Origin of the sequence: Halomonas garicola (assembly GCF_031935715.1) — a bacterium.
Classification (GTDB): domain Bacteria; phylum Pseudomonadota; class Gammaproteobacteria; order Pseudomonadales; family Halomonadaceae; genus Vreelandella; species Vreelandella garicola.
On sequence record NZ_JASSZF010000026.1, the window covers coordinates 1 to 12,988 of the forward strand.

At 63.6% G+C, this 12,988-nt stretch carries 14 protein-coding genes; 5 read left to right on the top strand and 9 right to left on the bottom strand.

Going from position 1 to position 12,988, the window contains the following annotated elements:
• Positions 1–125 precede the first annotated feature (125 nt).
• Together rnk and gdhA are read right to left on the bottom strand one after the other, a co-directional pair.
• Complete coding sequence (gene rnk, locus RS027_RS09970; protein WP_311956505.1) at positions 126–539, bottom strand: nucleoside diphosphate kinase regulator; 414 nt, start codon at positions 537–539, stop codon at positions 126–128.
• A gap of 121 nt (positions 540–660) precedes the next feature.
• Entirely contained in the window at positions 661–2,046 is a 1,386-nt protein-coding gene (gdhA, locus tag RS027_RS09975) for an NADP-specific glutamate dehydrogenase (protein ID WP_311956506.1), read from the bottom strand.
• A gap of 201 nt (positions 2,047–2,247) precedes the next feature.
• On the opposite strand from gdhA, the gene rlmM reads away from it, so the two are divergent.
• A complete protein-coding gene (gene rlmM, locus RS027_RS09980; RefSeq protein ID WP_311956507.1) occupies positions 2,248–3,333 on the top strand; it encodes a 23S rRNA (cytidine(2498)-2'-O)-methyltransferase RlmM in 1,086 nt (361 codons plus the stop codon).
• Positions 3,334–3,367: 34 nt separating this feature from the next.
• Complete coding sequence (gene tusA / locus RS027_RS09985) at positions 3,368–3,622, top strand: sulfurtransferase TusA (RefSeq protein ID WP_311956508.1); 255 nt, start codon at positions 3,368–3,370, stop codon at positions 3,620–3,622.
• A gap of 52 nt (positions 3,623–3,674) precedes the next feature.
• On the opposite strand, the gene RS027_RS09990 is transcribed toward tusA, so the two are convergent.
• The 3 genes from RS027_RS09990 to RS027_RS10000 form a co-directional block, all read right to left on the bottom strand.
• A complete protein-coding gene (locus tag RS027_RS09990) occupies positions 3,675–4,376 on the bottom strand; it encodes a hypothetical protein (RefSeq protein WP_311956509.1) in 702 nt (233 codons plus the stop codon).
• A gap of 115 nt (positions 4,377–4,491) precedes the next feature.
• Entirely contained in the window at positions 4,492–5,484 is a 993-nt protein-coding gene (locus tag RS027_RS09995; RefSeq protein WP_311956510.1) for a DUF3080 family protein, read from the bottom strand.
• On the bottom strand, positions 5,481–6,923 hold the full coding sequence (locus RS027_RS10000) for an MATE family efflux transporter (protein ID WP_311956511.1): 1,443 nt from the start codon (positions 6,921–6,923) through the stop codon (positions 5,481–5,483). Before RS027_RS10000 ends, RS027_RS09995 begins: the two co-directional genes overlap by 4 nt.
• A 79-nt stretch (positions 6,924–7,002) precedes the next feature.
• Here RS027_RS10000 and RS027_RS10005 point away from each other — a divergent pair, with 79 nt between their 5' ends.
• Positions 7,003–7,617: an elongation factor P hydroxylase gene (locus RS027_RS10005; RefSeq protein WP_376717593.1), complete on the top strand. Its 615-nt coding sequence runs from the start codon at positions 7,003–7,005 to the stop codon at positions 7,615–7,617.
• Here the strand turns inward: RS027_RS10005 and RS027_RS10010 are convergent.
• On the bottom strand, positions 7,604–8,080 hold the full coding sequence (locus RS027_RS10010; protein ID WP_311956513.1) for a hypothetical protein: 477 nt from the start codon (positions 8,078–8,080) through the stop codon (positions 7,604–7,606). The genes RS027_RS10005 and RS027_RS10010 overlap by 14 nt on opposite strands.
• Entirely contained in the window at positions 8,077–8,961 is an 885-nt protein-coding gene (locus RS027_RS10015) for a TatD family hydrolase (protein WP_311956514.1), read from the bottom strand. Before RS027_RS10015 ends, RS027_RS10010 begins: the two co-directional genes overlap by 4 nt.
• A gap of 175 nt (positions 8,962–9,136) precedes the next feature.
• Between RS027_RS10015 and RS027_RS10020 the strand changes: the two genes are divergently transcribed.
• Positions 9,137–11,059, top strand: coding sequence for an ATP-binding cassette domain-containing protein (locus tag RS027_RS10020; RefSeq protein WP_311956515.1), 1,923 nt, complete (start codon positions 9,137–9,139; stop codon positions 11,057–11,059).
• Between the two features lie 81 nt (positions 11,060–11,140).
• Here the strand turns inward: RS027_RS10020 and RS027_RS10025 are convergent, their stop codons facing one another.
• Complete coding sequence (locus tag RS027_RS10025) at positions 11,141–11,593, bottom strand: universal stress protein (protein ID WP_311956516.1); 453 nt, start codon at positions 11,591–11,593, stop codon at positions 11,141–11,143.
• 252 nt (positions 11,594–11,845) lie between these two features.
• On the opposite strand from RS027_RS10025, the gene RS027_RS10030 reads away from it, so the two are divergent.
• Positions 11,846–12,382, top strand: a complete 537-nt coding sequence (locus RS027_RS10030; RefSeq protein ID WP_311956517.1) for a preprotein translocase subunit YajC — start codon at positions 11,846–11,848, stop codon at positions 12,380–12,382.
• A 39-nt stretch (positions 12,383–12,421) separates the two neighbouring features.
• Here RS027_RS10030 and slyA read toward each other — a convergent pair whose 3' ends face one another.
• Positions 12,422–12,874: a transcriptional regulator SlyA gene (gene slyA, locus RS027_RS10035; RefSeq protein ID WP_311956518.1), complete on the bottom strand. Its 453-nt coding sequence runs from the start codon at positions 12,872–12,874 to the stop codon at positions 12,422–12,424.
• Between the last annotated feature and the right edge of the window lie 114 nt (positions 12,875–12,988).

The window sequence follows — 12,988 nt, forward strand, 5'->3', positions numbered from 1 at the left end:
GCTTGCGCTCCTCGCGACGACCGTAGCGGGCTGTGAGCACCGCACCCGCCACGTCATAGCGACCCCTGGGTCATCGCGATGACCGTAGCGGGGAAAGGCGCACGCGCCCACCGCGGCATGGCGTATTAACGGTGATACTGCTTTTCGCGTTCGGGTTGCCATAAAATGGCATCGATGCGCAGGCGGGCCTTGCCGTTATTAGGGAGCGGCCAGTCGGCAACGTCGCCGACTCTGAGGCCAATCAGGCCGGCACCGATAGGTGCCATGACGGAAATGGCATCTTCAACGCTGCTCATGGCGTGCGGGTAGACCAGGGTACGGGTTATCTGGCGATCACGTTCCAGATCGGTAAACTGGATCTGGCTGTTCATGCTGACAATATCATCGGGAACATCGGCCGGATCCACTACTTCGCCTCGCGTAAGCTCCGCTTCGAGCAGCTCAGCAACGTCCAGATCCTTGTCGGAAGCATCGTCAATCAGTCGCTGCAGGCGCTCGGCGTCGAGTCGATTAATCAGGATAGGCGGACGGTATCCCATGGTGCTCTCCTTGGAATAGAAAACGCAAACGCGCAATAGCCAATAAAAACAGTCCTTCCCCGAAAAAATGGGGAAGGACTGTGTCAGTTATTACTATACGCTATTTGCGCCGACAAGACGATCAGACAATGCCCTGATCGATCATGGCATCAGCGACCCGCCTGAAACCGGCGATATTGGCGCCGAGCACCAGGTTGGCGGGGGCGTCAAACTCTGCGGCCGTATCGGCGCACTGCTGGTGAATATCAGCCATGATGGCCTTGAGCTTGTCATCGACCTTTTCCAGCGGCCACTGTTCCATGCTGCTGTTCTGGGCCATTTCCAGCTGGCTGGTCGCCACCCCACCGGCGTTGGCCGCCTTGCCCGGCCCGTAGGCAATGCCGGCATCGATAAAGCAGTCAACGGCATCCGCGGTGGAGGGCATATTGGCGCCTTCGCTAACGCAATCGATGCCGTTTTTCAGCAGCGCCTTGGCGTCGGTGGCGGTCAGTTCGTTTTGCGTGGCGCAGGGAAAGGCGGCGTCCGCCTCGAGATGCCAGACGGCGTGGCCATCTTCGGGGTAGTCGGCCACCTTGATAAAGCGGGCTTCCTGGCGCGTTTCCAGATACGTCTCAAGGGAGAGACTGTCGACTTCCTTGAGTTCCTTGAGCAGCGCCAGGTCGATGCCGTCAGGGTCATGGAGGGTGCCGCCGGAATCCGAGCAGGTGATCGGCTTGGCGCCGAGCTCGAGCAGTTTTTCAATGGTATAAATGGCGACGTTACCCGCCCCGGATACCAGACAGGTTTTGCCCTCGATGCTGTCTTTGCGCGCTTTTAGCATGTTTTGGGCGAAGTAGACAGCGCCGTAGCCGGTGGCTTCCTTGCGGCCGATGGATCCGCCCCAGTCAAGCCCCTTGCCGGTCAGAATGCCTTCATGTCGGCCGGTCATGCGCTTGTACTGGCCGTAGAGGTAGCCAATTTCGCGGGCGCCCACTCCGATATCGCCAGCGGGGACGTCAGTCGTGGGGCCGATATGGCGATAAAGCTCGGTCATGAAGGCCTGACAGAAGCGCATGATCTCGGCATCCGACTTGCCCTTGGGGTCAAAGTTGGAGCCGCCCTTGCCGCCGCCGATGGGCAGGCCGGTGAGCGCGTTTTTGAAAATCTGCTCAAAGCCCAGAAACTTGATAGTGCCGGACGTGACGCTGGGGTGGAAGCGCAGGCCGCCCTTATAGGGTCCTAGCGCCGAGTTGAACTGTATGCGATAGCCCTTGTTGACCTGCGCCTTGCCGTTATCGTCTGCCCAGCAGATGCGGAACATGATCTGGCGCTCGGGCTCCACGATGCGCTCGATGATATTGTGTTCCAGGTAGTGTGGGCAGCGCTTGAACAGCGGACGTAAGCACTCCAGCACTTCTTCAGCGGCCTGATAGAACTCGGTTTGGGCCGGGCTGCTTTTTTTCAGGCTGGCCAGCGTATCGGGGACGTAGGTTTCAAGATGCTGTTGGGGATCCTGTGTCTCGGCCATGGTGTCTTTACCTTGTTCGATGATGTGTGTGCAGATGACAAAGCTAGCTTATTAAACCCGATTATGCGTTCCATGCATACCTTATACGGTTAGTGGTTGCCCAGGGGTGGCTGGATAACGGGGCAGGCGTCTTTGATACAGGGGGCGATGGCAGCCGTGTTAGCATGTAGTCCCGTTTTCCATGAGACGCAAGGGGGCAAGGTGAATCAGACGGTGCCGGCAACGTGGCTGGTTTACTGCCGGGAAGGCTTTGAGCGGGACGCCCAGGCGGAGCTCTTGTATCATGCAGCGCAGCACGATGCCGATGTCAAGGGGACGGCCGGCGCCGGCTGGGCCGGCGTTACGCGAACGGACGGCGGAATGGCCAATGCGCTACAGCGCGAAGTGGCGTTTTCGCGGCTGGTGTTTGCCCGGCAGAGTCTGATTGCGCTGCCGGCGCTAAGCCTTTCGCGGGACGATCGCCTGAGCGCTATTGCCGGCCAGGTCAGCGGGGCCGGGTGGAGCTTTGATAGTATCTGGCATGAAACCCCCGATACCAACGACGGCAAATCGTTAGCGCGGCTGACAAAGGCGCTGACGCGCCCTTTGCAAAGCCTGTTGAAAAAGCGTGGCGCCTTGCGGCGTAATGCCGGCGGTCGGCGCCTGCATCTGCTGTGGCTGTCAGGAGAGCAGGTGTTAGTCGGCATGAGCTTTCCCGGCAATCGCAGCGAACTTGCCGGCGGTATCCGGCGGCTGCGGTTTCCCTCGCGCGCTCCCAGCCGCTCGACGCTGAAGCTGGAAGAGGCCTGGCACGAGTTTGTGCCGCGCGATGAGTGGGACGCGCGTCTGGCAGAAGGCATGCAGGCAGCCGATCTGGGGGCCGCGCCCGGCGGCTGGACCTGGCAGCTGGTGCAGCGTGGCATGCACGTGTACGCCATTGATAACGGCCCCATGGACAAGGCCCTGATGGCGAGCGGGCAGGTGGAGCACCTGGGCGAGGACGGCTTTACCTGGGAGCCACCGGAACGCCTTGACTGGCTGGTCTGCGATATCGTGGATAAGCCGGCCCGGGTCCTGGCCATGGTTGAGCGTTGGTTGATAAGGCGCTGGTGCCGCGAGGCGGTGTTCAACCTGAAGCTGCCGATGAAAAAGCGCTGGGAAGAGGTTCAGCGAAGCCTGAGTGCTCTTGAGTGCTCTCTGGGGCAGACTGGAATTGACGCTACCGTGGCGTGCCGCCATCTGTACCATGACCGCGAAGAGGTGACTGTGCATGTGCGGCTGCTGGCTCCCGCCAGCCAACGTGCCTGATGCCGAAAGCGTTTGACGACTGAGCGAGATAATCATGTCTGACACGACTGCCAACCTGCCGGAACACGATGCGCTGCTGGACACCAGCGGCCTGTACTGCCCCGAGCCCGTTATGCTGATGCATAACAAGGTGAGGGACATGACACCGGGGGAGATACTGCAGGTAGTGGCCACCGATCCGGCCACTACCCGCGACGTGCCAAAGTTCTGCCAGTTTCTCGGCCATGAGCTCGTGGAGCAGCATACGGCCGGCGAGGTTTACCGGTACTTTATCCGCCTGGCGGGCTGAACCATTCGGTTGTGCCATGAAGGTGCCCGGCAGTCAGGCGCCGCCAGGAGGCTTAGCTATCGCCTTGAGGCACGACGATGAGCGCCAGGGCATCCAGAGTTGCCGGGTCTTCCTCGATGATGCGGTTGGCGATGTGGCGCTGAAAGAAGTACAGTCGCGGATGGCGTGAGCGAGCGTTATACAGGCAGTCGTCACCCAGCCGCACCGGCGTCATGACTATCTGGTCATCATCGGCAAGCAGCGCATCGATACTGCCGTCGCTGTAAAGCGACCAGCCGTGGACGGGCTTCATCTGCCAGGGTGTCTCGTGGGTATCCATGCACAGGGCGTGGGTGCCCTGGGTGTCGGGTAGCTGCTGAAGCAGGGTGACGTCGCGGGACGTTTCATATTCAAAGTAGGTGGCTGCTGCCTGCAGCTCGTCGTATTTGTGCTCCGGCGGGGCGGTGAATATTTCTTCGGTTTCCGGGTCGCGGTAGCCGATGAAGCGGCCGTCTTCCTCGCTGTTGATATGGGGGCAGGGCGTGAGGGTGGCCATCCAGGGCACAAGGCCGTCGACGCTGCCGTCCTGATGCAGCCCCCATGCAAGTACCGGAATGCTATAGCCGGTTTCCGTATCGGTATCGAGCTGGTAGAGCATTTCCAGCCCGTCAAGCTCCGGCGCCAGGCGTACCAGCTGCTTTTGTGCCTGGTGACGCCGGCGTACCGTCTCCAGATCGATGACCCGGGCAGAGCGGGATGACAAGGATGCGCCCATGATGTCCCTCCTGATGCTGCATGGCCTCGATAGCGGCAAGATCTCACCTTGCCTTGTCCCTCACCAATAGCACAGCTTGAGACGAAGGTTAAGCGTGGCCTGTTGTTTTGCTGCTTTATTCGTCAGAGCAGGGTGATAAGCGCATGCGTACGGCGTGATGCTCGATCAGAGCAGCCTGAAACGATGCCCGGGGCGCCCGGGGGTTATCCAGCGATAGCCAGCGCTGGCGGTAGGCCTTCATTGCCCCGGGAGGCGTTACCGGCAGGCTGTCGAACAGCGCCTTGACGGCGTTTAGCCACTGCCCGGCCTTATGGCGGGTAGCGTCGATCGCCAGGGTCGGCCCGGGCGGCAGACAGCGCCCGGGCGGGGCCTTGTGCAGAGCAGCGGTGGCTTCGTGAAGGCGCCGGGTGGCAAGCATCAGCGTGCGCAGCGTTTGAGCGGTGAGCGGGCGGGCGCGCAGGGTCTTGAGGTTTTCCTCAAGGCGGCCGGAGTCCTGCTCCCATTCGCGGCTGAACTGGTGGCGCACCATGGCCGTTAGGTAGTCGAGCGCTTCGAGGTCGGAGCGAATATCGGCCCGGCTGAAGTCGATGGCATGGCTTGCCCGGGCAAAGCTTTTTTCCCACTCGTCGGAATCGAACAGCGCATTCCAGCTGACGTAGGGCAGCTGCCGGGTCTTGGTCAGCGTCAGCCGGCGAAGGCGTTGGCGATCATTATCGGCAAGCCCCCGGGGTACCTGGGTATTCCAGCAGCCGCTCAGGCGTTGCCACAGCTCGCGCTCGTACAGCCACTGCTGGCTGGGCGGGGCGACGCGCCCGAGCTGGTTATTGCGTCCGGCTACCAGCGAAACAATCCGGCACTCCCGCAGCGCGTAGACGTTGAGCATCCCCTCGCGAGTTTCTTCAATGTTGAAAAGGCGGTTACGGCGCCCGGGCAGCTTGCCGATATTTGACGGCGCCGAGCGGGCAATGGGGGCAATGCCGAGCGCCTGCTCGAGCGCGCGGTGATAATCGACCCAGCGCTGCTCCACGCCGCCGTCGCCGCAGCCGGCAAGCAGCAGGGCGATGGCCGGGGCGACCGCGAGACGACGGATCAGGCGCCGGAACGTCACGCGGCGGGTACGCCCTGAGCGCGGGTTTGGCGGCTGATCTTCTGCAGCCGCCAGCCCAGCAGTACGGCGGCCGTGCTGAGCCCGGCAATCAGCCCCAGCCAGTAGCCGTGTACGCCCAGCGGCCCGCTGAGCGAGCCGGCGCCGCGGGTGCCCAGCCAGTGCCCGCCGCCCAGCCCGACGCACCAGTACGAGAGCACGGTGATCAGCATGACGATGCGGGTGTCCTTGTAGCCGCGCAGAGCGCCGGCCAGGTTGGCCTGAAGCGAATCCGACACCTGATAAAGCGCCGCCAGAGAGAGTAGCGAAACGGCCAGCTGCTGCACGTCGGGGTTGGGCGTGTAGAGGGCAATCACCCAGGCGCCGGTAACCCACAGCAGGGTGCTGTTGATCGCCGCCGCGGCCAGGCTGATGGCAACGCCGTTGCCTGCCACCAGTCGCGCCATGGCGGGGCGGTTCTGGCCCAGGGTATTACCCACGCGCACCGTCAGCGCCATGCTCAGGGAAAGCGGCAGCATGAACAGAATGCCGGTATAGCTAAAGGCGATCTGGTGCGCGGCCACGGTGATTTCGCCGAGACTTGCGATAAAAAGAGCGATAAGCGTGAACAGCGTTACCTCGACAAAGATGGCAATGCCGATGGGCAGGCCGACCACGGTCAGCTCGCGCAGCCCGCTTGCCTGAGGCCAGGTAAGGCGCTGCCACAAATTAACCGGGTCGTAGGCGCGGCCCCGGCGGGTGTAGAACGCCATGGCCAGCGCCATGGTCCACATGGAAAGCGCGGTGGCGATGCCGCAGCCAAACGCGCCAAGGGCGGGTAGCTGCTGGAGAACGCCGGGGATCCAGGGGCCGAATACATCGACCAGGCCGTCGCCGCCGTAAATCAGCAGGTAGTTGCTGGGAATATTCACGCCGAGCCCGATCAGGCTGATCCAAAGCGACGGGCGGGTATGGTTCATGCCGTCGGAAAACGCCCTAAGCGCCTGAAAGAGCGCGACCCCCGGCATGCCGAAGGCCAGCGCCGACAAATAGGCCGAAGAGGCGGCGGCGACGTCAGGCGGCACGCTCATCAGGGCGAATATCGGCGCTACTGCCAGCCATAACAGGCCGGCCGACATCACGCCGAGCAGTAGCGCCACCCACAGCGCCTGATGGACTGCCGGGCGAATCTCGGCGTGGCGCTGCCCGCCGAGCAGCTGGGCGACAATGGGGGTGACACCCATCAGCGTGCCGGTCATGAACAGCATCAGCGGCAGCCACAAGCTTGAGCCCACGGAGACCGCCGCCAGCGCCGTGGCGTTCAGGCGCCCGGTCATCATGACGTCGACCACGCTCATACCGCCCTGGGCCAGCTGGGCCCCGCAAATGGGCAGCGCCAGACTTGCCAGCAGGCGGGTTTCCGGCCAGTAAAGCGTTTTTAGCCGAGAGGCGATGCGGCTCAAGGCGGCCTCCTGTCTATCATGGGTCATTATAAAAAGCGGCCTGCTTAGCCTGGCGGTTGATCGACGTTATACTGCCCGCATGAGCATTATCCGCCAAGGAGTTGACGTGGTATCCAAAGCCTGCGCAGCCGACAAACAACGCTGGACGCTTGACGATATTATCGCCCTGTTTGACGGCGTGTTTGCCCCGACCTTTCAGACGCGCCTGGTTCGTGGCGAGGATGAGCCGCTTTATGCCCCGGCCGACGCCGAGACGCCGTATCACCGGATCATCTTCGCCCGGGGCTTTTATGCCAGCGCCCTGCACGAAATCAGCCACTGGTGCATCGCCGGCGCCGAGCGGCGCAGGCGTGAAGACTACGGCTACTGGTATCTGCCCGACGGGCGCAACGAACAGCAGCAGCGGGCGTTTGAGCGGGCGGAAGTCGCCCCTCAGGCGCTGGAGTCGCTTTTTGCCGAGGCCTGCGGGCGCGAGTTCAACGTCAGCGTGGATAATCTCGACGGCGATGCCGAGGTCGACCGCCACGCCTTTGCCGCCAAAGTGCGCGCAAGGGCGCAGCGATACCTGAAAGACGGCCTGCCTGCCCGGGCGGCGGCGTTTCGCGAAGCGCTTTACCGCTACTATCAGGCCTCGGCCACGCGGGATGAGGCCTGCAAGGCCGGGCGCGAGGTGCTCGCCGCTAGCGCGCGATAAGGCGCTGGTGCAGGTGCAGCATCGCCTCGACTTCGTGCTCGGGGCGCATGGGCTCAAGCCCCAGCTCGTTGAAGGTTTCGCCGCGCTGGCGCTGCCACTCGCCCGGGCCGGCGGCGTCGTAGAGCACCTCGGCCGGGGCCAGTTCGACAAAGGGGTCGAGCCCGTAGGTGTCGAAAAGGCGCGCCAGCGCTTGGTCCTCCTCGCCGCTGCCGTTGGTGTAGAGCGTGGCGTTGAAGTGATCGTTCTCCAGCTCGCGGATCACGTCGAGGGGGCTGACGCCAAGGCTCTCCAGCTCTTCCATGCTGTATTCCCCGGTGATGCTGGACTCCTCGTCCAGCCAGCTGTCGTCGGGCTGGATCAGCGTATGCTTGATGCGCCCGTCGGGCAGCGACCAGGCAATGGCCAGCGGCAGGCCGTCGTCGTCGGTGGTTTCCAGCGCGATAAATCCCGGCATCTCGTTCATTCAGCAGTTGTCTCTTCACAGGTGGCACGCACTGCCGAGTCGGGCAGGCGGAAAAAGGCCGCGGCCGTCCGGGTGGTGCCCGCGGCCAGCGCGGCCTCGTCCATGTCGCGCCGGCAGGCGATTTCGCGCACGATCCACGGCAGCAGCGCCGGTTCGTGGCGCCGCCCTTTGAGCTTTGCCGGCAGATTGCGCGGCAGCAGATAGGGGCAGTCGGTTTCCACCATCAGCCGCTCGAGCGGAATCTCGCCCACCAGCGGGCGCAGATGGTGCCCCCGACGCTCGTCGCAGAGCCAGCCGGTCAGGCCGATATGCAGGTCCAGGTCAAGATAGCCGTAAAGCGTGTCCTTGTCCGCGGTGAAGCAGTGCACCACGGCTTGGCCGATATCGTCGCGCCAGCTTTTGAGCATCTCGCGCATGCGCCGCCCGGCGTCGCGCTCGTGGATGAACAGCGGCAAGTCGTGTCGGGCAGCGAGCGCCAGCTGCGCCTCGAACGCGTGCTCCTGCTCGGCGGGCGTGGAAAAGTTGCGGTTGAAGTCCAGCCCGCACTCGCCCACGGCAACCACGCCCGGGTGGGCATAAAGCGCGGCCATGTGCTCGGCAAGGGTCGGGTTCCAGCCGCTGGCATCGTGCGGGTGGACCCCGGCGGTGGCGTAAAGCCCCGGATGACGTTCGCTCAGTTCGGCCGCCTGCCTGGCGTGCGCAAGATCGGTACCGGTAAGGACCAGGGCCGCGACGTTGGCCGCCCGGGCCCGGGCGAGCACGGCGTCAAGGTCGCCGGCAAAGCTCTGGTGGGTCAGGTTGGCGCCGATATCCACCAGCGGCGACGGCGAACGAAACTGCAGCGCCTCGGGGAGGACGTCGTCAGGGAAGGCGTTGGCCACAAAGGGCTCCTGTAAAGCGTCAATGAAGAATACCGGTACCATGCGGCGCGGGGCGCTGAGCGTGGCAGCTGCCGGGCGCGGCCTAGTGTAACGCCTGACAGGCACGGCGGCGATACCACCACCTGCGCGGCTGCATACGTTACACTACCGCTCCGCAACACGAGGAGGAGACGGCGTGACCTTGTTACGACTGGAACAGCTACAGCTGGCTTACGGCACTCAGGTTCTGCTGGACCGCGCCGACCTGACCATTGAAAGAGGCGAGCGCCTGGCGCTGGTCGGGCGCAACGGCACGGGTAAATCGACGCTTTTGAAGCTGGTCGCCGGCGATATTCAGCCCGACGACGGCACGATCTGGCGCGCGCCGGGGTTGAAAATCGGCGTGCTGGCCCAGGAGCTGCCGAACTCGTCGGGCATGACGATCTTCGACATGGTGGCCCAGGGGCTGCCCGAGGCCGGAGCGCTTTTGTCGGAATATCACCACCTGATCCATGCCGCCGAGCCCGACATGGACCGCATGGCCACGCTACAAACGCGCATCGAAGCCATTGACGGCTGGTCGTTTCATCAGCGTATCGACGTCATCCTCACCCGGCTGGGGCTACCTCCCGATATTGCCATGAGCACGCTCTCCGGCGGCTGGCGCCGGCGCGTGGCGCTGGCCCGGGCGCTGGTGGCCGAGCCCGACCTGCTGTTGCTGGACGAGCCCACCAACCATCTGGATCTGGACACCATTGCCTGGCTCGAAGAGCAGCTGCTGGCCTTTGACGGCGCGGTGCTGCTGATTACCCACGACCGCGCCTTCCTCTCCCGGCTGGCCACCCACGTGCTCGAGCTCGATCGCGGCAAGCTGGGGCGCTATCCCGGCAACTACGCGGCCTACCAGGAGCGCAAGGAGCACGAGCTGGAGGTGGAAGCCCGGGAGAACGCCGAGTTTGATAAAAAGCTCGCTCAGGAAGAAGCCTGGATACGCCAGGGCATCAAGGCGCGGCGCACGCGTAACGAAGGCCGCGTGCGTGCGCTGGAAAAAATGCGCGCCGAGCGCAGCCAGCGCCGCGAGCGTCAGGGGACCGCCAACCTGAGCGTTGACCGCGGCGAGCGCACCGGCAAGCGGGTGATCGAGCTTAAGCACGTGACCCATTCCTACGGCGATAACACGCTCATCGATGATGTCAGCCTCGAAGTACAGCGCGGCGACCGCATCGGATTTTTGGGCCGCAACGGCGCCGGCAAGACAACGCTTTTGAAGATCATGCTCGGCGAACTCGAGCCCACCGGAGGCAGCGTGCGGCTGGGGACCAATATTAACGTGGCTTACTTTGACCAGCTGCGCGCCGGGCTCGAGCCCGAGGAAACCGTGTTCAACAACGTGGCTCAGGGCAGCGACCGGGTGTCGGTCGGCGGCAAGGATCGCCACGTGATGAGCTACCTGCAGGATTTTCTGTTTACCCCGGAGCGGGTTCGCCAGCCGGTCAGCGCGCTATCCGGCGGCGAGTCCAACCGCCTGCTGCTGGCCAAGCTGTTTACTCAGCCGGCCAACGTCCTGGTGCTCGACGAGCCGACCAACGATCTCGACATGGAAACCCTGGAGCTTCTTGAAGAGCTGCTGCTGGACTTCGACGGCACGCTGCTGCTGGTGTCCCACGACCGGACCTTCATGGATAACGTGGTCACCAGCGTGCTGGCGTTTGAAGGCGAAGGTCAGGTGCGCGAATACGTCGGCGGCTACACGGACTGGATACGCCAGGGCGGCACGCTTCCCCCGGCGCCCTGGGAAGGGGCGGCGCGCCAGCAAACCGAACCGGTTGCCGAGCAAAAGAGCGCCGCGGCAGTGAAAAAAACCGCGGCGGCGCCGGCGAAAAAAGGCGTCAAGCTTTCCTACAAGCTTAAGCGCGAGCTTGACGGCCTGCCGGCCGAGATCGAGCGGCTGGAAGCAAAGGTGGAAACGCTTGAGCAGGGCGTCGCCGATCCGGCCTTTTATCAGCAGCCGGCCGATGAAGTAGAGGCCCGGCTCAAGGAGCTGAGCGACACCCAGCAGGCGCTGGACGCGGTGATGGAGCGCTGGATGGAGCTTGAGGCCATGGCCGAGGGCGAGTAGCCCCGGCGTGCAGAAAAGCGGCGGTAGATAGACAAAAAAGGCGCCCGACGGCGCCTTTGCACTGGCTATGTTACCGGCCGATTATTCGTCGCTTGCTTCGCCTTTCTTCCCCACGCGCACGGCCAGCACGTCGCACGGGGCGCCGTGGAGTACGCCGGTCGAGGTCGAGCCCAGCAGCAGGGCAAAGCCGTGGCGACCGTGGGAGCCGACCACGATCAGGTCGACGTCGTTGTCGCCGGCAAAGCGGTGAATCTCGGTATCCGGCATGCCCACCACCACGTGCTGGTTGATGTCGTCCACGTCGGCGGAGGCAATTTCGCCCAGTCGCTTCTTGGCGTGGTCATCCAGCTGATCCTGAATGCTGGTCAGGTCCATGGGGATATCGCCACCGTAGGCAAACCCCAGCGGCTCAAGGGTATGCATGATGGAGATTTTGGCTTGATCGTTACGTTCGGCGATTGCCATGGCGCGCTCCAGCACCTTGTGCGAGTCCTTGGTCAGGTCGACCGCTACCAGAATGTGGTGATAGCTCATGTTATCCCTCCGCGGTGGTAAAACTTCATACTAACGATGCTTGCCGGCTAAGGTGATTGATGATTTGGCCTGAAGAAAAGCAGCGCTGCATGAAAGCAGGGCTTATAAACAGGGCTTGTAACTAAAGCTTGTAAATAGAGCTTGCCTACAGGCCAGGTCAAGCCGTACCGGAAACGGCAGCGAACCTGCCTTTACTTTAGGCCGGTACGGCCGAATTAACAACGGATGGCGTGCTAAAACAGGAGCTTGAGCATGGGGTGGCTGATCATGGTGGCGGCGGTACTGATGGTGATTTCACCGGTGATGTGGCTAAAGCCCAGCCCGCGCCAGCGTCGGCAAAGCCGCCTGCGCGAGATGGCGCGGCAGCGCGGCGTAGAAATCGCCCGCCGGGAAGCGCCGCTGCACTTGGTCAGAGAAAAGATGCCGGCCTATCGGCTGCGCTACCCCGACGAGCACCCGGGGCCGGACTTCGTGCTGGTGCGCGATCGCGTTGCCAGCGCCGCGCTTGACCGCTACTGCCATGGGTGGCGCTTTCGTATCGCGCCGCTTAGGCCGCTGCCGGCGAGCGCTCAGCAGACGCTTGAGGCACTGGTGTCAACGCTGCCCGACGACGTGCTGGTGGTTCAGTCCAGCGCGGCGGCGCTAACGCTTTGGTGGTGGGAGTCCGCCACCGCCGACGGCTTTGCCCCCTGCATTAAAGACGCGGCTGCGCTGCGCGATGACCTGAGCGGCTACGCCGATCGCCCCGATGCCCGGCCGCTTGCCGTACCCGGCGCGCGGCCGCGCTAATACAAGCCAGTCTCACCAAGCCGGACCCGGCAAGGCGCGCTAAACCGTTTCCAGGTTTTGGTCGCGCTCCTGAAGCGTCAGCCCGTTGTCCTCAATCACGGCCAGCCAGCTATCCAGCTGCTCGATGTTGTCTTCGCTCAGCCCGGCGAGCATTTCCTGGCGGGCCTCATCGGCCACGCGGCCGATCTTGTCCAGCAGCGGCATGGCCTCGGCGGTGAGGTAGAGGCGCTTGGTGCGCCGGTCGCTTTCGCAGGCGCGCCGCTCAATCAGGCCCTGCTCTTCCAGCTGACCCAGAGTGCGCACCAGCGAGGGCGCCTCGACGCCGATGGCGCGGGCCAGATCGCACTGAGGCTGGCCGTCGCCCATGCGCCACAGGTGGTAAAGCGTGACCCAGCGCGTCTGGGTCAGCCCCAGCGGCGCCAGGCGACGGTCGAGAATGGAGCGCCAGAGGTGGGGTAGGCGGGCAATGCGAAAACCGAGAGACGTAGCCATAGGTGCCCTACTATCGATCAAAGAGAAAATATGCCGGTCAAGGCGTAAAAAGCCGTTACGAGAATTGTCAACCCGGCACTGGCGGAATGCAAGATGTCGCGCGGGCCGGGCGCC